We start from the raw sequence: 20,384 nt of genomic DNA on the forward strand, positions 1-20,384 counted from the left end.
CTTCCGGGGGGAGGCTTGGCTACGGTGCCGCGCCTTTGCAGGGGCGCGCCATGGCTGAAGAACAGAACGACGACACCGGGTCCAAGGAGCAGGAGATCTACGACCAGCGGCTGGAGAAGGCCGCGAAGTGGAGCAAGGCCGGCTTCAACCCCTATGGCAACGGCTACCGGCCCCAGCACCTGGCCGCGGACATCCACGCCCGGCACGCCAACCAGTCCACTGAAGAACTGGACGCCTCGCCCACCACCTACGACGTCGCGGGCCGCATCATCGCCATGCGCTCGTTCGGCAAGGCCGCCTTCATCAAGCTGAGAGACCGCTCCGGCGAAATCCAGGTCCACATGAAGAAGGACGCCCTGGGTGACAGCTACGAGGTCTTCAAGCTCGCCGACCTGGGTGACTTCCTCGCCGCCACCGGCCCCGTCTTCCGCTCCAAGACGGGCGAGCTGACGCTGTCCGCGACGAAATTCGTTCCGCTCACCAAGTCCCTCCGGCCCCTGCCGGAGAAGTGGCACGGCCTCACGGACGTCGAAATCCGCTACCGCCAGCGCTACCTGGACATGGTCTCCAACCCGGACGTGAAGGCCACGTTCCTCAAGCGCACGAAGCTCGTCCGCTTCATTCGGGACTTCCTCGACAGCAGGGACTTCGTCGAGGTCGAGACGCCGATGATGCACTCGCTCGTCTCGGGCGCGGCGGCGCGGCCCTTCTCCACGCACCACAACGCGCTCGACATCGACCTGTTCATGCGCATCGCCCCGGAGCTGCATCTCAAGCGCCTGGTGGTGGGCGGCATGGAGCGCGTCTACGAAATCAACCGCAACTTCCGCAACGAGGGCATCAGCACCCGGCACAACCCCGAGTTCACGATGCTCGAGTTCTATCAGGCGTACGCCACGTACGAGGACCTGATGGACCTCACGGAAGAGATGGTCTCCGCCGCGGCGAAGGCCGTCACCGGCGACACGAAGGTGAAGTACGGCGAGCACGTGCTGGACTTCGGCAAGGGATGGAAGCGCATCCCCATGACGGAGGCCATCCGCGAGGCGGTGGGCAGCTCTCTGTCCGACAAGGACATGCTGGACACGGACCGGCTCCGCGCCGAGCTGCTCAAGACGACCCACTCGGAGTCCGAGCGGCGGGCCGTCGACGCCATGAACCATGGCGAGCTGGTGGGCGCGCTCTTCGAGCACCACGTCGAGGGCTCCCTCGTCCATCCCACCTTCATCACCCATTTCCCCACCGCCATCTCCCCGCTCGCCCGCCGCAATGATGCGAATCCGGAAGTCACGGACCGGTTCGAGCTGTTCGTGGCGGGGCGGGAAATCGCGAACGCCTTCTCCGAGCTGAACGACCCGCTGGACCAGAAGGGCCGCTTCATGGCCCAGCTGGAGGCGAAGCAGCGGGGCCAGCAGGAGACGATGGACTACGACGAGGACTACATCCGCGCCCTCGAGCACGGCATGCCGCCCACCGCCGGTGAGGGCATCGGGATTGATCGGCTCGCCATGCTGTTCACGGATTCCCAGAGCATTCGCGACGTCATTCTTTTCCCCCTCCTCAAGCCACTGGCGAAGTAGCCAGGAGGCCTCGTGCACTCGGCCGAACGGCGTACCGTCCATCGCTGGAGTTTCATCTGGACCGGGGCCCTCGTGGCCCTGGTGGGCTTCATCCTGCTCGGGCTGGCCATCTCCGCGTCGCAGGCGTGGGCGGAGGTGAGCGGCGCCCTGGGGCTGTCCCTCCTCGGGTGGGGTGGGGTGCTCCAGGTGTTCGACGCCGCCGTGCTCCTGCCCGTCCGGTCCGCCGTGGGCGGGGCCGGCGCGCAGGGCAGCCCCGGCATGCTGGTGTCCGGCACGCTCGTCTGGCTGGCGGGCTGGGGGCTCATCGCCGCCGGCATCCGCCGCGCCACCGGCCCCGGTGAGGGGCCCAGCCCGGCCGCGGGCGCCCCGCTGTACCCGCGCCTGGCTCGCTACCGGGACTTCTACTGGAGCACGCTGGGCGCCTACGGCGGCGGCATCCTCCTGGCGGAGGTGGCCCTCATCCTCCTCCAGACGGTGCTCTCCAGCGGCGTGCCGTCCACGGAGTTGGGCGGCTCGGCGCAGAACGTCGGCGGGGGCCTGTCGCTGCCGCCCACCGGGGCCTTCGCCATCTCCCTGGTGGTGTCGTGCGCGGTGGCCTTCATCTGCGGCTTCATCGGCGCCTCGCGCGCGCAGCGGCTGTCGCTGCCCGAAGCCACCATCGGCGTGCTCTACCTCGGCCTGCCCATCCCCATCGTCCTCACGTTGATGGAGCGGGTGCCCGCGCTGCAGCTGGCGCTCGGCTACCGGCTGCGCGAGGTGACGTACGTGGCGGGCCTGCTCGGCCGCCCGGAGCTGGCGTACTGGCTGGTCTTCACCGCGTTGGTGCTGGCACTGGTGCTGGGCATCAACACCGGCTTCATCGCCGCCGGCAGCGGCCGGGTGGACCTGAAGCTGGGCTTCGAGCTGTTCGTCGCGCGCCGCCACGTGGCGGTGTTCCGCCCGTCGCTGCTGCTGGGCACGCTGGCGGTGCTGATGTTCGGCATCATCCCGCCGCTGCTCATCTACTTCATCATCCGCTCGGCGGAAGCCGCCGTGGAGCGCACCCGCATCCGTGCGCTCGGCGTGGCGGACCCGCTGGCGGCCGCCTCCGACCTCAACCGACTGAAGCTGCGCGAGCAGTCGCCCACCATGATGATGACCGCGCTGTCCGTGGGCGGCGTGGGCGTGGGCGTCATGGCGCTCATCATCGTGCTGTCGGTGATGAGCGGCTTCGAGGCCGACCTGCAGCAGAAGATTCTGGGCACCAACGCGCACGCGGTGGTGTCCAAGTACGCGGGCGAGCTGCCCGAGTACCCCAAGGTCATGGAGTCCATCAGCCGCGTCCCCGGCGTGGTGGGCCAGACGCCCTTCATCATCAACCAGGTGATGATTGCCTCCGAGGGCAACGTCGACGGCGTCATCATCAAGGGCATCGACCCGCAGACGGTGGGCTCGGTGACGGACCTGCCGAACTACCTCCTCGGCGGCGGCAAGCTCGAAATCCTCTACACGCCGGAGAAGATCCTCAACCGCGGCCTCCTCGATGAGGAGGACGCCGCCTCGCCCGCGGGCGGCAGCGGTACGGAGGCAGGCGCCGAGGACGACATCATCCGCCGCTCCGGCAAGCCGACGAAGCCCGCGGTGCTGCCGGGCATCATCGTCGGCCGCGAGCTGGCGGCCTCCCTGCGCGTGGTGGTGGGAGACCGGGTGAACGTGGTGTCCCCGCTCGGCACGGAGCTGGGCCCGTCGGGGCCGATTCCCAAGAGCCGCGCCTTCCGCGTCGCGGGCATCTTCTACTCGGGCATGTACGAGTACGACTCCAAGTTCGTCTACATCCTGCTCAAGGAGGCGCAGAACTTCTTCGAAGTCTCAGGCGCCTCGGGCATCGAGCTGAAGGTGGCGGACATCGACGACGCGCGCCGCATCGCCGGGCAGGTGGTGAAGGTGCTGGGCGGATACCCCTACCGGGCACGGGACTGGGGGGAGATGAACAAGAACCTCTTCTCCGCGCTGCGCCTGGAGAAGCTGGTGATGGGCATCATCCTGTCCATCATCATCGTCGTGGCCGCCGGCCTCATCGTCGCCACCGTCATCATGCTGGTGCTGGAGAAGCGCAAGGAGATCTCCGTCCTCAAGGCGCTGGGCGTCTCCGACGGCGGCATCGTGAAGATCTTCCTCGCCGAGGGCCTGCAGATTGGCGTCGCGGGCGGCCTGCTGGGCCTCTTCTCCGGACTTGCCTGGTGCGTCTTCATCGAGAAGGTGGGCATCAAGCTGGACCCGGAGGTCTATTACATTCCCGCGCTGCCGGTGCGCATCGAGCCCGTGCAGACCGCGCTGGCCGTCGTCATCGCGGTGCTCGTCACCTACCTCGCCTCCATCTACCCGGCCCTCAAGGCCAGCAGCGTGGAGCCGGTGGAAGGCCTCAAGGCGGAGTAGCCATGGCGCTGTTGTCCATCCGCAATGTCTTCAAGAGCTACTTCCTGCATGGCAAGCGCATCGACGTGCTGCGCGGCGTGTCGCTGGACATCGAGAAGGGCTCGCTCGTCTCGCTGATTGGTGCCTCCGGCGCGGGGAAGAGCACCTTCCTCCACGTGCTGGGCACCCTGGACGCGCCGGCCGCCGGCGAGGTGCTCTTCGACGGTCGCTCCGTCTTCTCCATGAACGACGCGGAAATCGCCGAGTTCCGCAACCGCACCATCGGCTTCGTCTTCCAGAGCCACTTCCTCCTGCCGGAGTTCACCGCCCTGGAAAACGTGGCCATGCCCGCCCTCATCCAGCGCCGGGAGCGCACCGGGGCCTATACCTACGCCCGCGAATTGCTGGAGCGGGTGGGGCTGGGCCAGCGCGTGGACCACCGCCCCGGCGAATTGTCCGGTGGCGAGGCCCAGCGCGTGGCCCTGGCCCGCGCCCTGGTGCTCAAGCCTGCCGTCCTGCTCGCCGACGAGCCGACCGGCAACCTGGACCCGGCCACCGGCGAGGGCATCCACCAGCTCCTTCGCGAGGTAAACCGGGATCTGGGCATCACCGCCGTGGTGGTCACCCACAACGAGACGCTTGCTCGCTCCATGCCCCGCCGTCTGAGGCTGGCCGGGGGCGAGGTGTCGGAGGCGTGATGACCCGTTGCTTTTGGATTGAGGGACTCGCGCCCCTTCCCGTACATTGCCCCGCCTTTTCCTGGCCGGTCTCCCCTTGAGGCTCCCCGTTCTGTCGCGCAAGTCACTGCTCCCGCTGCTGGCGGTCGCCCTGTTCTCCCTCGTGCCCGGACGCGTCCGGGCCCAGGTGGACGGTGGTGTGCCCGCTCCCGCGCCTGTTCCGGCGGTGACCTCTCCTTCTGCCCTCTCCCTGGAGCCCTCTGACGCGGGCGTCCCGGAAGCGGCTCCAACCCCCGAGGTCGCTCCTCCCGAGGACGCCCCCGTCTCCGCGGACGACGACAACCGGGTGGTGGAGATTCGCGTCGAGGGCAACAAGCGCGTGGAGGCCGAGGCCATCCGCCGCGCCCTGCGCACCAAGGAGGGCCAGCCCCTGCTGCCCGCCAACACCGCGCAGGACCTGCGCGCGGTCTGGGCCCTGGGCTACTTCCAGAACGTGGAGCTGCTCGTCCAGCGGCTCCCCAAGGGCGTGGCCTACGTCGTCCGCGTCGAGGAGCGGCCCGTCATCCGGCTCGTGCAGCTTCAGGGCAACGAGGAGCTGAGCCAGGAGGACCTGAAGGAGGACATCGACGTCAAGCCCAACACCATCCTGGACATGGAGACGGTGCGCTCCAGCGTCGCCAAGATCCAGGCGAAGTACGTGGAGAAGGGCTACTTCCTCGCCGAGGTCACCCACCAGATCAAGCCCGTGCCGGACAGCCCCGGCAGCGTGGACGTCATCTTCGTGACCAACGAGCGTGCCAAGGTGATGGTGAAGCAGATCACCTTCATCGGCGCGGAGAAGGTCCCCGCGAGCGTGCTGAAGGAGACGATGATCACCCGCGAGGGTGGCTACTTCTCCTTCTTCACCGGCGAGGGCACCTACCGCCAGGAAGCCTTCGAGCGCGACCTCCAGGTCATCCAGTACGCCTACTTCGACCGCGGCTTCATCAACGTCCGGGTGGACAAGCCCGGCGTCCAGCTCTCCGCGGACAAGCGCTTCATCTACATCACCATCCGCGTCACCGAGGGCGAGTCCTACGACATCGGGAAGATCGACTTCTCCGGTGACGTGCTCCCCGACGTGTCCAAGGAGACGATGGCGTCGCTGATGCAGTCGCGCACGGGAGCGCGCTTCAACCGCACCCAGCTGTCGCAGGACATCGTCTCCGTCTCGGACGTCTACTACGACCGCGGCTACGCCTACGCGAACATCAACCCCGTCACCAGCGTCAACGCGGACAACAAGACGGTGGACCTGACCTTCGACGTGCAGAAGGGCCCCCAGGTCACGATTGAGCGCATCGAAGTCGTGGGCAACAGCAAGACGCGCGACAAGGTCATCCGCCGCGAGCTGCGCGTATACGAGGGCGAGCTGTACAGCGGCACCGGCGTGCGCCGCAGCCGAGAGCGCGTCACCGCCCTGGGCTTCTTCGAGACGGTGGAAATCACCCAGCGCCCCGGCAGCCAGGACGACACCATCGTCCTGCAGGTGGAAGTGAAGGAGAAGGCCACCGGCACCTTCCAGGTGGGCCTCGGCTTCTCCAACGTGGAGAACTTCATCTTCACGGCGCAGATCTCCCAGAACAACTTCCTGGGCTGGGGCCAGAGCGTCTCCGCGTCCGCCCAGATTTCGGGCCTGCGCTCCCTGGTGCAGCTGTCCTTCTATGACCCGTACTTCCTGGACACGAAGTACCTGCTGTCGACGGAGTTCTTCCGCGTCCAGGCGGACTACGAGGGCTTCATCCGCAACTCCACGGGTGGCAGCGTCTCCATCGGCTACCAGTTCATCGACGACCTGCTGGGCACCGTCGGCTACTCGCGTGAGTGGGTGGACGTGGAGGCGGGGCAGAACCTGGGCGCGGTGCTGCTGGCCAACCAGTTCCTGTCCGGCGTCACCAGCGCGCTGCGCCTGTCGGTGTCGTTCGACCGGCGCGACAACCGCCTGTTCCCCTCGCGCGGCTTCATCCACTATGGCTCGGTGGAGACGGCCCCCGGCTTCCTGGGCGGCACGTTCCTCTTCAACCGGTACACCGCGTACTCGCGCCTGTACTTCCCCATGCCGCTGGGCTTCGTCTTCAAGACCAACGCCACCATCGGCTACATCCAGCAGCTGGACCAGGACAAGCCGCTGCCCATCTCCGAGCTCTTCTACGTCGGCGGCATCAACAGCGTCCGCGGCTACTACCTGCGCAGCATCAGCCCCTCGGTGAAGGTGCCCCGCTCCGGCAACCCGGACGCCACCACCACGGACTTCCTGGTGGGCGGCAACAAGCAGCTCATCTTCAACCTCGAGCTGGAGTTCCCCATCTTCGAGAAGGCCGGCCTGCGCGGCGTGCTCTTCTACGACGCGGGCAACTCCTTCGCGACGACCGAGCGCTTCTTCCAGGACAAGCAGGACAAGCTGCCGCTCGGCCTCTTCCACTCGGCGGGCTTCGGCTTCCGCTGGTTCTCGCCCATTGGCCCCCTGCGCTTCGAGTGGGGCATCCCGCTCACCAGGCGGCCGGAAGACGACCGCATCCTGTTCGAGTTCACTATCGGCAACTTCTTCTGATAAGCCGTGCTCCGCTTTTTCCCGGCTCCACCCCCCCCTCGGGGGGGATTGAACAAGCCCGGGGGCCTGCCGTCGGAGCCTGTAACCTTCCCTAGGAGCTGTTGAACATGTCGCTTCGCACCACCATCGCGGCCGCGGCCGCTGTCGTTTCGCTCGCCCTGCCGGTGGCTGCTTCCGCCGAGCAGAAGATCGCCTTCGTGGATCTGCAGCGCGTCCTGCTCGAGGTGGATGACGGCAAGGCCGCCAAGGCCCGCCTCCAGAAGTGGCTGGATGAGCGCCAGAAGGAAATCGACCGGGAGCAGGACACCCTCCGCAAGGAGAAGGAGCTGCTGGACAAGCAGGCCAGCGCCATGAGCCCGGAGACCAAGGCGCAGAAGGAGGCGGAGCTCCAGCGCAAGGTGATGGTGCTCGCGCAGAAGTGGGAGAAGAGCCGGGCCGAGGCCGCCAACAAGGAGCGGCAGGAGATGGAGCCCATCGTCGGGAAGATCGACCAGGTCATCGCCGGCCTCGCCGAGCGTGACGACCTGTCCTTCGTCCTGGAGAAGCGCGACTCGGGCCTCGTCTTCGCCCGCTCGCAGCACGACATCTCCAACGAGGTCATCCGCGCGTACAACTCGGCGAAGAAGCCCGCCGCGGCGCCGAAGGACGCGCCGACGAAGGACGCTCCGAAGAAGTAGTCGGCTCCCCCGTGCAGACCCCCTCGACCCCCCGACGGCTCGGGGAGCTTGCCGCCCACGTGGGCGGTGAGCTCCTCGGCGACCCAGAGCAGCTCATCCACGGACTCAACGGGCTCGAGGAAGCGGGCCCGGGGGACGTGTCCTTCTACGGCAACGTGCGCTACCGGCGGCAGTTCGAGGCCAGCCGCGCCTCCGCCGTCCTGGTGGGCACCGACACGCCGCCCCGCGACGGGGTAGCGCTCGTGCGCGTGCCCAACCCGCACCTGGCCTACGCGAAGCTCCTGGCCCTGTTCCACCCGCCCTCGCGTCCGTCCCCGGGCGTACGTCCCGGCGCGTGGGTGCACCCGGAGGCCACCGTCCATCCAGCGGCCGCGGTGCTGCCCGGCGCCTCGGTGGACCGCGGCGCTTCCGTGGGCGCGCGCACGGTGCTGTACCCCGGCGCCTATGTGGGCGAGCACGCCCGCGTGGGCGACGACTGCATCCTGTACCCCAACGTCACGGTGCGCGAGCGCTGCATCCTCGGCGCGCGCGTCATCCTCCACGCCTCCAGCGTGGTGGGCGCGGACGGCTTCGGCTTCGCCTTCAACCCGGAAGGGGCGGAAGGGCCGGAGCACTTCAAGATTCCCCAGGTGGGCATCGTCCGCATCGAGGACGACGTCGAAGTCGGGGCCTGCACGTGCATCGACCGCGCGACGGTGGGTGAGACGGTGGTGGGCCGCGGCACGAAGCTCGACAACCTGGTGCAGATTGCCCACAACGTGAAGGTGGGTCCGCTGTCGCTCATCTGCGCGCAGGCCGGCGTGTCCGGCTCGGCGGAGATTGGCACCGGCGTGGTGCTGGCCGGGCAGGTGGGCGTGGTGGGCCACATCCGCGTGGGCGACTTGGCCAAGGTCGGCGCCCAGTCCGGCGTGGCGCACGACGTGGAGGACGGACAGGTGGTGAGCGGCAGTCCGGCCGTGCCCCACCGCGACTGGCTGAGGGCCAGCGCCGCGGCGGGACAGGTGGCGGACCTGCTCAAGGAAATGCGCGCCCTGCGCCGCAGGGTGGAGACGCTCGAGAAGGAGAAGGGGGAGTGATGGACATCCAAGAGATCCAGAACCTGCTGCCGCACCGGTACCCGTTCCTCCTCATCGACCGGGTGCTGGAGATCATCCCCGGTCAGAAGCTGACGGCGTACAAGAACGTCACCATCAACGAGCCCTTCTTCAACGGCCACTTCCCCGGCCAGCCGGTCATGCCGGGTGTGCTCATCCTGGAGGCGCTGGCGCAGGCCATGGCCATCCTCGCCTACAAGAGCGAGGGCATGGACCCGAACCGCAAGCTCACCTACCTGATGGGCGTGGACGGCGCGCGCTTCCGCAAGCCGGTGATTCCCGGAGACAGGCTGCAGCTCGCGATTGAAGTGGTCCGGCATAAGGGCTCGGTGTGGAAGACGAAGGGCACGGCGACGGTGGATGGCGTGAGGGTCGCCGAGGGCGAGTTCCTGGCCACCGTCGTGGACAAGAACGCCAAGGCGGACGAGAGCGCGGCGTCCTGACCGCGGCCGCGCGAGCAATAGGAGAGGTCATGGCTCAGGTTCATCCCACCGCGGTGGTCCATCCCGGCGCCCGCCTTCATGAGTCGGTGGAGGTCGGGCCCTACACGGTCATCGGTCCCCAGGTGACGCTCGGCGAGGGCACGCGGGTGGCCTCGCACGTCGTCATCGAGGGCCGCACGACGCTGGGCGCCCGCAACCGCATCTTCCAGTTCACCTCCATCGGCGCGGACCCGCAGGACCTGAAGTACGCGGGCGAGGACACCGAGCTCGTCCTCGGGGACGACAACCAGGTCCGCGAGTTCGTCACCCTGCACAAGGGCACGGCGGGCGGCGGCGGTGCCACGCGCATCGGCAGCGGCAACCTCTTCATGGCCAACAGCCACGTGGCGCACGACTGCGTCGTGGGCAACGGCTGCCGCATCGGCAACGGCTCCGCGCTGGCGGGGCACGTGACGATGGAGGACCACGTCATCATCAGTGGCCTCGCGGCGGTGCACCAGTTCACCCGGCTGGGCAAGCACGCCTTCATCTCCGGCGGCGCCATGGTGACCATGGACATTCCGCCCTACGCCACGGCGCAGGGAGACCGGGCGGAACTGGTGGGCCTGAACACGGTGGGCCTGGAGCGCAGCGGCTACTCCAAGGAGCAGATCGAGCGCATCAAGGAGGCCCACCGCATCATGTTCCGCTCGAAGCTGGGCCTGCAGGACGCGCTGGCCCGGTTGCGCACGGAGCTGGGGGGCCATCCCGAGGTGGACCACCTCATCGACTTCGTCCTGCAGAGCAAGCGCGGCCTGACGCGCTAGTGCCCCCGGCCATGGAAGGAGCGTCGGCGGTGGAGCGCATCGGCCTCATCGCGGGCAACGGCCGGCTGCCCTTCCTCTTCGCGCGCGCGGCGCGTGCGCGGGGCCTGGAGGTGGTGGCCGTAGCGCACCGGGGGGAGACGGACCCGGCGCTGGCCTCGGAAGTCACCCTGCTCACGTGGGTGCGGGTGGGGCAGGTGGACCGCATCCAGAAGGCCTTCCGCGAGGCGGGCGTGAAGCAGGCGGCCATGGCGGGCGGCATCGGCCGGGTGCGGGCGCTGGCGGAGGCCCGGCCGGACCTGGGCGCGGTGCGCATCATCTCCAAGCTGCGCAGCTTCCGGGACGACTCGCTCCTGCGCGCGGTGGCCGCGGACTTCGAGGCGCGCGGCGTCACCATCATCGCCCCCACGGACTTCCTCGGCGAGGTGCTGTGCCCGGAAGGGCACCTGGCGGGACCGAAGCTCCACCCGGCGCAGGAGAAGGACGTGGTGCTGGGCCGCGAGGTGGCGGTGCTGCTGGGCCAGGCGGACGTGGGCCAGACGGTGGTGGTGCACAACGGCCACGTGCTCGCGCTGGAGGCGGTGGAGGGCACGGATGAGACCATCCGCCGGGGCGGGAAGCTGGGCGGTGGCGGCGCCGTGGTGGTGAAGCGCTGCAAGCCGCAGCAGGATTTGCGCTTCGATTTGCCGGCGGTGGGACCCCGCACGCTGGACGTGATGAAGGAGGTGGGCGCGAAGGTGCTGGCGCTCGAGGTAGGGCGCACGGTGCTGCTGGACGCACCTGCCCTCTTCGCCGGAGCTGAGTCCGCGGGCATCACCATCGTCGGCGTGCCCTGAGCGAGGCGAATGCGGCCGGCCCGGGGGTTGACGGGCCAGGAGCGGCTCGCCTGCACGGCTGTTTCACCGGGTGCCCTGACGTGGGTGAATAACGTCGCACCTCAAACGTCCCGTGTCGGGAGCATTTCCCCCAGAGGAGCCTCGTCCTAGCCTGCCACGGAGGAATCCACCCAACCGGGCCGTTGTTGGGCCCGCTGCTCGTGACGCCGGAGGTCGACGCCGCGTGATGAACCCCCGCCTGCTGCTGCTCTGTGTGGCCCTGTGCTCGCCGCTGCCCGCGCTGGCGGACGCCATCCGCGTCTCGTTGGAGGGCCGCGCCGCGCTGGGGGAGAAGCTGCCCACGCTGCTCGTCCACATCGAGGAGCCCATCGCCGGCTTCGAGGTGAAGCTCAAGCGCAGCGACGGCAAGGAGCTGAACCTCAAGGGCGGCGGCAAGCCGGGCATCACCCGGCGGATTGAGCTGGAGCAGCCGGAGGGCCGCTTCCACTACGAGGGCGAGCTGGTGGTGCGCTTTCCGGACGCGGAGGCCGGCACCCTGCCGCTGTCCTTCGACACGGAGCTGAACGGCCCGCTGAAGCTGGAGGTCCGCAAGGAGGACGTGGACGTCGCGGGGCGCAAGCTGCGCTTCACGCTGAGCCGGCCCGCGGCGCGGGCGGAGCTGACGGTGCTGATGGACACCGGCAAGAAGGCCTACATGGGCGACGTGTCCTTCAAGGGCGAGCCGGCGGGCACGCCGCTGGAGCTGACCTGGCCCGCGGAGGAAGGCCGGGTGATGAAGATTTCGCTCCGGGCCTTCGACACGTCCGAGTTCTACACGGGCCTGGATTTGTTCCCGTGGCAGGTGGACATCCCGCACGAGGAGGTGAACTTCGCCTCGGGCAGCGCGGACGTGCCGGCGGGAGAACGAAGCAAGCTGGATAGAAGCCACGCGCTCATCGCGGACGCGCTGTCGAAGTACGGGCGCTTCGCGGCGCTGCGGCTGTACGTGCTGGGCCACACGGACACCGTGGGTCCGACGGCGGACAACCGCGAGCTGTCGCTCAAGCGGGCGCGCAGTCTGGCCGTGTACTTCCGGAAGCGCGGCCTGCGGGTTCCGGTGCTCTACGAGGGCTTTGGCGAGCAGGCGCCCGCGGTGGCGACGCCGGACGAGACGGCGGAGGTGGGCAACCGCCGCGCCGAGTACATCATCGCAGTGGAGGATCCGACGCTCCAGCAGGCGCCGTACCCCCCACGGTGGCGGAAGCTGTGACGGTGAGCGACTTGAGGAGACGACGGATGAGCCGATTCCACCGGATGGCCTGGGCCGTACTCGGGCTGGGACTGCTGGGCAGCACGGGCTGCGCGCACAATCAGGCCCGGGTCGCGGTGACGCACGAGGGGGAGGCGGAGAAGTGCCAGCTCCTCCAATCGGTGCTGAAGGAGCCGACGCCGGCGAAGCTGGTGCGCGAGCTGGCCTCGGAGGGACGCGAGGAGCCCACGCCGGTGGTGGTCTTCGTACGGCGTCCCGAGGAGTCGATGCTGGAGCGCTTCTTCGCGGGCGACGAGCCCCTGTGCGGGGACGGCACCTTCAAGGTGGTGCAGGAGAACGTGCTCGACGCCGTCGTCGTGTACCTGCAGGAGGTGCAGGACGGCTACGCCTACGACGCGCGCCGCGCGGGCCCCGAGCAACTCTCGCTGGAGGGCACACCGCAGGGCCTGGTGAGGCGCGAGGGCCCCGCCTGGGTGGCGGCCCCCGGTCCTATCTGAGCAATTCCTTGCCGCCGTCCGCGATGAACTGCACCGCAATCGCGGCGAGGATGAGTCCCATGACACGCTCGACAATCGCGACGCCGGACTGACGCAGCACGCGTTGAATCATCCCGGACGCGCGGAGGATGAAGTAGCTGGCCACGAACGTCAGGACGATGGCGGCCAGCACCGGAATCGCGGACGTCAGCGAGTCCCCCTTGGCCATCAGCACCATGGCGGTGGCGATGGCGCCGGGGCCGGACAGGAGCGGAATGGCCAGCGGGACGATGGCCACGTCCTCCTTCACCACGCCCTCCTGCTCCTCGGTGGGAGTGGTGCGCGTCTCGGACGGGCGGGCGCGGAGCATGTCCAGCGCGGTGATGAGCAGGAGGATTCCGCCAGCCACGCGGAAGGCGCCCAGCGACACGCCGAACACCTTGAAGATGACGCCGCCGAAGAGGGCGAAGAACAGCATCATCCCGCACGCCACCAGGCACGCGCGCATCGCCGTGCGGCGCACCTTCTCCTGCGAGTCCCCGGCCGTCATCGCCAGGAACAGCGGCACCACGCCCACGGGGTCCACCACGAAGAAGACCGCCGACAGCGACACCAGGAACAGCGACACGTAGCCCGTCATGGCACGCCTCTTTCGGGCTACACCTTGAGCCGCAGCTTCCACACCATGGTGAGGGCCTCGGCGAAGATCTTCTTGCTCATCTTCGAGTGCCCGACGCGGCGGTCCTCGAAGACGATGGGAATCTCGCGCACGGTGAAGCCCTTCTTCAGGGTGCGGTAGGTGAGCTCAATCTGGAACGCGTACCCGGTGCTCTTCACCGCATCCAGGTCGATGGACTCCAGCACCCGGCGGTGGAAGCACTTGAAGCCGCCGGTGAGGTCTCGGATGCCGACGCCCAGAATCGTGCGGGCGTAGAGGCTGCCGCCGCGGCTGATGACCTGTCGGCCCACGCCCCAGTTCACCGTGCCGCCGCCCGTCACGTAGCGAGAGCCCAGCACCAGGTCCGCGCCGGCATGGGCCGCGTCGAGGAACCCCGGGAGGTAGCGCGGGTCATGGCTGAAGTCCGCGTCCATCTCCAGGATGTACGTGTAGCCCTCGGCCAGGGCCCAGCGGAAGGCGGCGAGGTACGCGCGGCCCAGGCCTTCCTTCTTCTCGCGGTGCAGCACCCGCACGCGCGAGTCCTTCGCGGCGAGCGCGTCGGCGAGCTGCCCGGTGCCGTCGGGCGAGTTGTCGTCGACGACGAGGATGTCCACGCGGGCGTCGGCCTTCAGCACCGCCTGGACGATGGCCTCGATGTTTTCCCGCTCGTTGTACGTGGGGATGCAGACCAGGGCAGGGTTCATGACCCGGCCGGACATACCCTAAACGGGGCGCGGGGGCAGCAGCTCCAGTACGGCCTCCGCCGCCCGGGTGGCGGCCCCGGCCTCTCCCAGCCGTCCGCGCATCTCCGCCAGCCCCCGCAGCATCTCCTCCCGGGGTGCGCCCGGCGTCCACACCCGGCGGACCTCGTCGGCGATGCGCTCGGGCGTCATGTCCCCCTGGAGCAGCTCCGGTACCACCTTCCGGCCGGCCAGGAGATTCACCAGCGACACGAAGGCCACCTTCAGCATCAGCCGTCCCACCCAGTAGGTGATGAGCGACACGCGGTAGACGACCACCAGTGGACGTTGCATCAGTCCGGCTTCCAGCACGGCCGTCCCCGAGGCCACCACCGCCGCGTCGCTGGCGCCCACCACCTCCGGGGCCCGTCCCTCGATGAGGATGGGGGACAGGCCGCTGCCCTCGAAGCGGGACGTCACCTCTTCGCGGGGGATGGTGGGGGCCACCGGGACGACGACCTGGAGCCCGGGGCGCTCGGCGGCGAGCTGCTTCGCCGCGTCCACCATGGTGGGCAGCAGGCGTCGGATTTCACTCATCCGGCTGCCGGGCAGCAGCGCGAGCGTGGGGGCGTCCTTCCGCAGGCCCAGGCGCTCGCGGAAGGCGGTGGCGCTGTCGGGGGCGGGGACCTGCTCCACCACGGGGCTGCCCACATACCGGGCGCTCACACCGGCCTCCTGGTAGAAGGCCTCCTCGAAGGGGAGGATGCAGAGCATCCGGTCCACCAGGCGTTTGATGGTGCGCACGCGCCCGCGACGCCAGGCCCAGATCATCGGCGACACGTAGTAGGCGACCGGCACGCCCAGCGCCTTGAGCTTCTCCGCCAGTCGCAGGTTGAAGTCCGGGATGTCCACCAGGATGGCGACGTCCGGGCGGCGCTCGGCGGCGGCGTGGGCCAGCCCCTTGAGGATTTGGAGGATGCGGGGGATGCGGGGGAGCACCTCGGTGATGCCCATGACGGACACCTCGCGGGCGTCGAAGAGGAGCTCTACCCCCCGAGCGGCCAGGCGGGAGCCGCCCATGCCGAAGAAGGTGAGGTCCGGACGGCGGGCCTGGAGGGCGGCGACGAGCTCTGCGGCGTGGGTGTCACCGGAGGCCTCGCCGGCCACGACGAGGATGCGGGGCGGGGGCGTCATGAGGGGGCGCGCATCGTACCTGATGCGGGAGCGGGTGAAGGTGTAGAGTGAGGCAGCCTTGAAGACGCTTCTGCTCGCCGAGAGCCATCCCCCCACGCTCGAGCACCTGAAGGGCCTGCTCTCCCAGGCCGGGTACACCGTGCGCGCGGTGAATGACGCGGTGACGGCGATGGAGCACTTCGCGGCGGACAACCCGGCGGTGGTGGTGCTGGCGGTGGACCTGCCGCGTGTGGAAGGTGCGCACGTGGTGCACCTCATCCGGGCCCACAGCCAGGGCGCGCGTGTCCCCATCGTCGCCATCGACAAGGGCCACCTGGGCCGGGCGCGCGGCGTGGCGGCGGTGCTGGACCTCAAGGTGAACGCGTACATCGCGGATCCGCTCAAGCCGGGCGAACTGGTGCCCAAGCTGGAGACCCTGTTGCGCGCGGCGCAGGCCGTGCCGCTCACCGGTCTGGCGGCCACGCTGTCCAAGCCCGCGGTGAACTCGGGGGACTTGAAGGGCTACCCGCTGCCGGGGCTCTTGCACTCGCTCTACCGGCTGCGCCGCGACGGCGTGTTGGTGGTGGCGCACCGGGACCTGAGCCGGCGCGTGTTCTTCCTGCGCGGCGCGGCGGTGAGCTACGACTCCTCGTCGAAGGCGGACTCGCTGCCGCGCGTCCTGGTGGACCGCAAGGTGCTCACCGCGCAGCAGGCGGAGCGGGTGGTGGAGTCCCTGGCCTCGGGTCTGCGCATCGGCGCGGCGCTGGCGGACGCGGGCGTGGAGGCTGCGGGCGAAGAGCTGTTGCAGTTGTTGCGTGATTACACGCGCGACCGGCTGGAGCGGGTGCTGGGCATGCGCGAGGGGCGCTATTCCTTCTACTCGGGCGACGAGTTCACCACCGAGGTGGCCTCGGTGGAGGTGCCACCGCTGGCGCCGGTGCTGGCGGGCGCGCGGCGGTGCTTCCCGCTGAAGGTGATGGCGGCCTCGCTGCGGGCGAACCTGGGCGAGTACCCGGTGCGCTCCTCCGAGTTCGGTCGTGATTTGCAGGCCATGGCGCTGGACACGGACGACCTGAAGATTGCCATGCAGGTCAACGGCCGCATCGTGCTCAGGGATTTGCTCGCGCACGGGCGAGGGGAGTTGAGCACGGCGGTGTCGCTCTTGTGGTTCCTCAAGCTGACGGGAGGGGTGACGTTCTCCCCGACGCCGGTGGCCACGGGGGCGGACGTGCTGTCCAACGCGGTGCTGCCGGACCGCATCGCCCCGCGCAAGCGCAAGGCGCTCCCGCTGGAGACGGCGGCGTCCCTGCGAGAGGAGGCGGTGCGCATCATCACCCGCAGCTACTTCGGCAGCCTGGGGCTGGACATCGCCGCGGACACGGAGGCGGTGGAGCGCGCGTACCACGAGACGGCGATGCGCTTTCACCCGGACACGTATGCCGAGTACGACATCCTGGACCTGAGGGACCTGCTGGAGTCGGTGCAGGAGAAGCTGTCCGCCTCGTACCGGGTGCTGAGCGTGGAGGAGAAGCGCAAGGCCTACCTCCAGTACCTCTTCAGCCGGCTGGACGTGGGGCGCAACACGGCGGTGGTGGTGGAGGCGGAGATTGCGCTGCGGCGGGGCGAGGCCGCGCTCAAGCGCCGCGACTTCACCACGGCGATGCACGCCTTCGAGGAGTCGGTGGACGCCAACCCCAACGAGCCGGAGTACTACGCCTGGCTGGCCTGGGCGACGTACCTGGCGGCCCCGGGGGCGTTGCTGGTGCGGGCGCAGAAGGCGCAGAAGGTGCTGAAGAAGGCGCTGTCCCTGGGCCCGTATGTGGAGCGGCTGCACATCATCGCGGCCATCATCGACACGGACCTGGGTGACGCGCCGCTGGCGCGCAAGAAGCTGCTCAAGGTGCTGGAGTACAACCCCTATTCGCAGCTTGCCAAGGCGGCGCTGCGCAAGGTGGGCCGCTAGCGATGTTTCCTGTGCTGTGGCGGTTGCTGCGCTATGCGCGCCCGCATGTCGGTGTGCTCGTGCTGGCCTTCGTGGGCTCGGCGGCGGTGGCGCTGGCGATGGGGGCGTACGCGTACCTGACGGGGCCGGCGCTGCGCTTCCTGCTCTCCGGAGGGCAGGAGGGCTTCGCGAGCGCACAGCGGGTGCCCTGGCTGGCGGACCTGCCGCGCGACGCGGCGCTGTGGGGCTTCCCGGTGTTGATGGTGGTGGTGGGCGCGGCGAAGGGCGTGGGGTACCTGGGGCAGTTCTACTTCATGGGGCTGTTCGCGCAGCGGGTGGTGCGGGACTTGCGGCGGGAGCTGTTCCTGCGCCTCACCTCGATGTCGCCGTCGCAGCTCGCGAAGCAGCGCACGGGAGACTTGCTCAGCCGCTTCTCGTCGGACGTGAACGCCGTGGAAGCGGCGGCCATGTACACGGTGGGCGCCTACATCCGGGACAGCCTGCAGGCCATCATCCTGACGGGTGTGGCGCTGTCCATGAGCCCGCTGCTGGGCGGGGTGATGCTGCTGGTGGTGCCGCTGGCGGCGCTGCCGGCATCGCGGCTGATGCGCAAGGTGCTGAAGCGCACGCGCGAGGGGCAGGCGCAGCTCGGCAACCTGGCGGGGCAGCTGCACGAGGGCCTGGGCGGGCTGCGGACCATCCAGGCCTTCAACGGCCAGGAGGCGGAGCTGGCCCGCTTCGCGGCGCATGCGCAGGCGCACGAGAAGGCGCTGGTGAGCGCGGCGTGGGCGCGGGGCGCGGTGCCGGGGCTGATGGAGGTGCTGGCGGCGGCGGCGCTGGCGGGCGCGCTGGCCTACGCGGCGAGCGCGCGGCTGATGCCGCCCGAGGCACTGCTGTCGCTGCTGACCTCGGTCATCCTGGTGTACCAGCCGGTGAAGGAGCTGGGCCGGGTGACGCAGTTCGCGGTGCAGGCGGGCGCGGCGGGAGAGCGCCTCTTCGCGCTGCTGGACATGAAGCACCCGGTGGAGGACGCGCCGGACGCGGTGCCGGCGCCGACGCTGTCGCGGAGCATCGTGCTGGAGGGCGTGCGCTTCTCCTACGGGGAGCGCCAGGCGCTGGACGGCCTGACGCTGGAATTGAAGGCGGGGCAGGTGACGGCGCTGGTGGGGGGCAGCGGCGGCGGCAAGAGCACGGTGACGTCGATGCTGCTGCGCTTCGAGCGGCCGCAGAAGGGCCAGTTGCTGCTGGATGGCGTGGACGTGGACCGCTACACGGCGGCGAGCGTGCGAGAGCAATTCGCCCTGGTGACGCAGGAGCCGCTGCTCTTCCACGGCACGGTGCTGGACAACCTGCGCTACGCGAGGCCGGACGCCACGAGGGAAGAGGTGGAAGCGGCGGCGAAGGTGGCGCACGCGGACGGGTTCATCCGGGCGCTGCCGGAGGGCTACGACACGCGCATCGGTGAGCGTGGCGTGACGCTGAGCGGTGGTCAGCGGCAGCGGCTGTGCATCGCCCGGGCGGTGCTGGCGCGAGCGCCGGTGCTGGTGCTGGACGAGGCGACGAGCAGCCTGGACCCGGAGAGTGAGCGCGAGGTGCAGGCTGCGCTGGCGGCGGTATTGCCGGGGCGCACGGCGCTGGTGATTGCGCACCGGCTGTCGACGGTGGTGAACGCGGACGTGCTGCATGTCATGGAGGCGGGCCGCGTGGTGGAGCGGGGCTCGCACGCGGAGCTGCTCCAGAAGGGCGGGCGTTATGCATCACTGTGGCAGATGCAGACGCATGGCCCCGTGGAGCAGGGCGCGGCGTGAAGGCTCGGTGGGGCTGAGCCGGCCTTCGCTTCATGAAATGCGGGCGGAGACGCGGCCCGAGCGGAGTACGGTGCAGGCCGGGGCGAGCGCGCGGCCCCACTGAGCGAGGTGTGGCATGAGCCGGGTCCGGACAGCGGTGGCGAAGGGGCTCCGAGCCGTGCTGGGCCTCATGCTTCTGCTACTCGGAATCGCGGGGATCTTCGCGCTCCCGGCCTCGTTTGCGAGCTACCCGGTGGTGCCGTCGAAGGAAGGGGCCCCCAGGTGGGTGCGCGGCGCGTACCACGTGCACACGACCCGCTCTGACGGCAGGGGCACGCCAGGAGAAGTGGCTCGCGCCGCGAGGGAGGCCGGCTTGGACTTCGTGGTGCTCACCGACCACAACGACTTCAAGCCCCCCGCGCCGGCCTGGGTGGACGGAGTGCTGCTGGTGCCGGGAGTGGAGATCTCCACCTCTTCAGGGCACTTGGCCGCGTTCGGCATGGAACGGCCATTGGAGGGCGTGCGCCAGTGGATGCCGCCCGGAGACGCGGTGAAGGCAGTGGCTGCGGCAGGAGGCACGGCCGTGCTCGCGCACCCGGTGCAGCAGCGCAATCCCTGGAAGGACGAGGCGAGCGCGCGAGAGGCCCCGGGCTTCGAATTGTACTCAGCGGACACCTTCTTCCGTCAGGCGGTGAGCAATCCGGTGAGCCGGTTGCTCCCCGCGGTGGGCGCATACCTGGGCAACCCGGGGCACGGGGTGATGTTGCTCGCCACGCCAACCCCTGAGCCGGGAGCACGCTTCCTGGAGCTGTCGCGTGAGCGGCCGCGAATCGCCTTCTGCGCCCATGACGCCCACGGGCTGCCCTCTTACGAGGCGGTCTTCGAATCCATGGCCATGTACCTGCTGCCGGAGCAGGTGCCGTCACCCCTGCCGAAGGACGCGTCCCAGGCTGCGGCCCTGGTGACACGGGCGCTCGGAAGCGGTCGCGCGCTGTGCGCCTTCCGGGCGCTGGGAGAGCCCGCGGGCTTCGCGCTGGAGGGAATGGACCCGGAGCGTCGCGAGGCCCGGGTGGGTGATGTGCTGGAGGTGCGCCTGCCGGGAAACCCGGAGGAAGGCACGGTGCGGGTGGAAGTGTGGGGTGATGGACGGCTCCGTCCGGACGGCAGGTCCGTGGAGCTCACGGGGGAGGGCGTGGTGCAGGTGGAGGTGTGGGCCCGGGCGCCGGGGCGCTTCTTCGGGACGGAGTGGCGGCCCTGGATTGTCCCCAGCCCTGTACGCGTGCTGCCCCGGGGGCCGGGCATCTGATAGAGGGCGCGGGAGCCGC

17 protein-coding genes are annotated in these 20,384 nt (G+C 69.5%); 14 read left to right on the forward strand and 3 right to left on the reverse strand.

Annotation, left to right across the window (positions count from 1 at the left end):
- Nucleotides 1–50 precede the first annotated feature (50 nt).
- The 11 genes from lysS (at nucleotide 51) to OV427_RS39390 (ending at nucleotide 12,840) form a co-directional block, all read left to right on the forward strand.
- Nucleotides 51–1,580: a lysine--tRNA ligase gene (lysS, locus tag OV427_RS39340; RefSeq protein ID WP_267861371.1), complete on the forward strand. Its 1,530-nt coding sequence runs from the start codon at nucleotides 51–53 to the stop codon at nucleotides 1,578–1,580.
- A gap of 12 nt (nucleotides 1,581–1,592) precedes the next feature.
- A complete protein-coding gene (locus OV427_RS39345) occupies nucleotides 1,593–3,995 on the forward strand; it encodes an ABC transporter permease (protein ID WP_267861372.1) in 2,403 nt (800 codons plus the stop codon).
- A gap of 2 nt (nucleotides 3,996–3,997) precedes the next feature.
- Complete coding sequence (locus tag OV427_RS39350; protein WP_164001421.1) at nucleotides 3,998–4,672, forward strand: ABC transporter ATP-binding protein; 675 nt, start codon at nucleotides 3,998–4,000, stop codon at nucleotides 4,670–4,672.
- A gap of 325 nt (nucleotides 4,673–4,997) precedes the next feature.
- Nucleotides 4,998–7,241 carry an outer membrane protein assembly factor BamA gene (gene bamA / locus OV427_RS39355; protein WP_420718381.1) on the forward strand — a complete coding sequence of 748 codons (2,244 nt, stop codon included), beginning with the start codon at nucleotides 4,998–5,000 and terminating at the stop codon, nucleotides 7,239–7,241.
- Nucleotides 7,242–7,348: 107 nt separating this feature from the next.
- Nucleotides 7,349–7,918 (forward strand): OmpH family outer membrane protein, encoded by a 570-nt coding sequence (locus OV427_RS39360; protein WP_267861374.1) that lies wholly within the window; start codon nucleotides 7,349–7,351, stop codon nucleotides 7,916–7,918.
- A gap of 11 nt (nucleotides 7,919–7,929) precedes the next feature.
- A complete protein-coding gene (gene lpxD / locus OV427_RS39365) occupies nucleotides 7,930–8,994 on the forward strand; it encodes a UDP-3-O-(3-hydroxymyristoyl)glucosamine N-acyltransferase (RefSeq protein ID WP_267861375.1) in 1,065 nt (354 codons plus the stop codon).
- Nucleotides 8,994–9,455, forward strand: a complete 462-nt coding sequence (gene fabZ / locus OV427_RS39370; RefSeq protein WP_267861376.1) for a 3-hydroxyacyl-ACP dehydratase FabZ — start codon at nucleotides 8,994–8,996, stop codon at nucleotides 9,453–9,455. Before lpxD ends, fabZ begins: the two co-directional genes overlap by 1 nt.
- A 29-nt stretch (nucleotides 9,456–9,484) precedes the next feature.
- Entirely contained in the window at nucleotides 9,485–10,261 is a 777-nt protein-coding gene (lpxA, locus tag OV427_RS39375; protein WP_267861377.1) for an acyl-ACP--UDP-N-acetylglucosamine O-acyltransferase, read from the forward strand.
- Nucleotides 10,262–10,290: 29 nt separating this feature from the next.
- The gene (locus OV427_RS39380; protein WP_267863544.1) at nucleotides 10,291–11,094 is read left to right on the forward strand and encodes an LpxI family protein; all 804 of its coding nucleotides are present in this window, start codon (nucleotides 10,291–10,293) and stop codon (nucleotides 11,092–11,094) included.
- Between the two features lie 226 nt (nucleotides 11,095–11,320).
- On the forward strand, nucleotides 11,321–12,343 hold the full coding sequence (locus OV427_RS39385; RefSeq protein ID WP_267863545.1) for an OmpA family protein: 1,023 nt from the start codon (nucleotides 11,321–11,323) through the stop codon (nucleotides 12,341–12,343).
- Between the two features lie 26 nt (nucleotides 12,344–12,369).
- Complete coding sequence (locus tag OV427_RS39390) at nucleotides 12,370–12,840, forward strand: hypothetical protein (protein ID WP_267861378.1); 471 nt, start codon at nucleotides 12,370–12,372, stop codon at nucleotides 12,838–12,840.
- Here OV427_RS39390 and OV427_RS39395 read toward each other — a convergent pair.
- The 3 genes from OV427_RS39395 to lpxB are packed head-to-tail and all read right to left on the reverse strand — an operon-like array spanning nucleotide 12,833 to nucleotide 15,351.
- Complete coding sequence (locus OV427_RS39395) at nucleotides 12,833–13,459, reverse strand: MarC family protein (protein ID WP_267861379.1); 627 nt, start codon at nucleotides 13,457–13,459, stop codon at nucleotides 12,833–12,835. The genes OV427_RS39390 and OV427_RS39395 overlap by 8 nt on opposite strands.
- A gap of 17 nt (nucleotides 13,460–13,476) precedes the next feature.
- Nucleotides 13,477–14,181, reverse strand: coding sequence for a polyprenol monophosphomannose synthase (locus OV427_RS39400; RefSeq protein ID WP_267861380.1), 705 nt, complete (start codon nucleotides 14,179–14,181; stop codon nucleotides 13,477–13,479).
- Nucleotides 14,182–14,199: 18 nt separating this feature from the next.
- A complete protein-coding gene (gene lpxB / locus OV427_RS39405; RefSeq protein WP_267861381.1) occupies nucleotides 14,200–15,351 on the reverse strand; it encodes a lipid-A-disaccharide synthase in 1,152 nt (383 codons plus the stop codon).
- Between the two features lie 58 nt (nucleotides 15,352–15,409).
- Here lpxB and OV427_RS39410 point away from each other — a divergent pair, with 58 nt between their 5' ends.
- The 3 genes from OV427_RS39410 (at nucleotide 15,410) to OV427_RS39420 (ending at nucleotide 20,365) form a co-directional block, all read left to right on the forward strand.
- Nucleotides 15,410–17,293, forward strand: a complete 1,884-nt coding sequence (locus tag OV427_RS39410; protein ID WP_267861382.1) for a DUF4388 domain-containing protein — start codon at nucleotides 15,410–15,412, stop codon at nucleotides 17,291–17,293.
- Between the two features lie 2 nt (nucleotides 17,294–17,295).
- On the forward strand, nucleotides 17,296–19,080 hold the full coding sequence (locus OV427_RS39415; protein ID WP_267861383.1) for an ABC transporter ATP-binding protein: 1,785 nt from the start codon (nucleotides 17,296–17,298) through the stop codon (nucleotides 19,078–19,080).
- Nucleotides 19,081–19,195: 115 nt separating this feature from the next.
- Nucleotides 19,196–20,365, forward strand: coding sequence for a PHP domain-containing protein (locus tag OV427_RS39420; protein WP_267861384.1), 1,170 nt, complete (start codon nucleotides 19,196–19,198; stop codon nucleotides 20,363–20,365).
- Nucleotides 20,366–20,384: the final 19 nt, after the last annotated feature.

Source organism: Pyxidicoccus sp. MSG2 (genome assembly GCF_026626705.1).
Lineage (GTDB): Bacteria > Myxococcota > Myxococcia > Myxococcales > Myxococcaceae > Myxococcus.

What these genes read in the sequence shown, in the direction of transcription:
- lysS (WP_267861371.1), top strand. Translation starts at nt 51, where the DNA reads ATGGCTGAAGAACAGAACGACGACACCGGGTCCAAGGAGCAGGAGATC.
- OV427_RS39350 (WP_164001421.1), top strand. Translation starts at nt 3,998, where the DNA reads ATGGCGCTGTTGTCCATCCGCAATGTCTTCAAGAGCTACTTCCTGCAT.
- OV427_RS39360 (WP_267861374.1), top strand. Translation starts at nt 7,349, where the DNA reads ATGTCGCTTCGCACCACCATCGCGGCCGCGGCCGCTGTCGTTTCGCTC.
- fabZ (WP_267861376.1), top strand. Translation starts at nt 8,994, where the DNA reads ATGGACATCCAAGAGATCCAGAACCTGCTGCCGCACCGGTACCCGTTC.
- lpxA (WP_267861377.1), top strand. Translation starts at nt 9,485, where the DNA reads ATGGCTCAGGTTCATCCCACCGCGGTGGTCCATCCCGGCGCCCGCCTT.
- OV427_RS39385 (WP_267863545.1), top strand. Translation starts at nt 11,321, where the DNA reads ATGAACCCCCGCCTGCTGCTGCTCTGTGTGGCCCTGTGCTCGCCGCTG.
- OV427_RS39390 (WP_267861378.1), top strand. Translation starts at nt 12,370, where the DNA reads ATGAGCCGATTCCACCGGATGGCCTGGGCCGTACTCGGGCTGGGACTG.
- OV427_RS39395 (WP_267861379.1), bottom strand. Translation starts at nt 13,459, where the DNA reads ATGACGGGCTACGTGTCGCTGTTCCTGGTGTCGCTGTCGGCGGTCTTC.
- OV427_RS39400 (WP_267861380.1), bottom strand. Translation starts at nt 14,181, where the DNA reads ATGAACCCTGCCCTGGTCTGCATCCCCACGTACAACGAGCGGGAAAAC.
- lpxB (WP_267861381.1), bottom strand. Translation starts at nt 15,351, where the DNA reads ATGACGCCCCCGCCCCGCATCCTCGTCGTGGCCGGCGAGGCCTCCGGT.
- OV427_RS39415 (WP_267861383.1), top strand. Translation starts at nt 17,296, where the DNA reads ATGTTTCCTGTGCTGTGGCGGTTGCTGCGCTATGCGCGCCCGCATGTC.
- OV427_RS39420 (WP_267861384.1), top strand. Translation starts at nt 19,196, where the DNA reads ATGAGCCGGGTCCGGACAGCGGTGGCGAAGGGGCTCCGAGCCGTGCTG.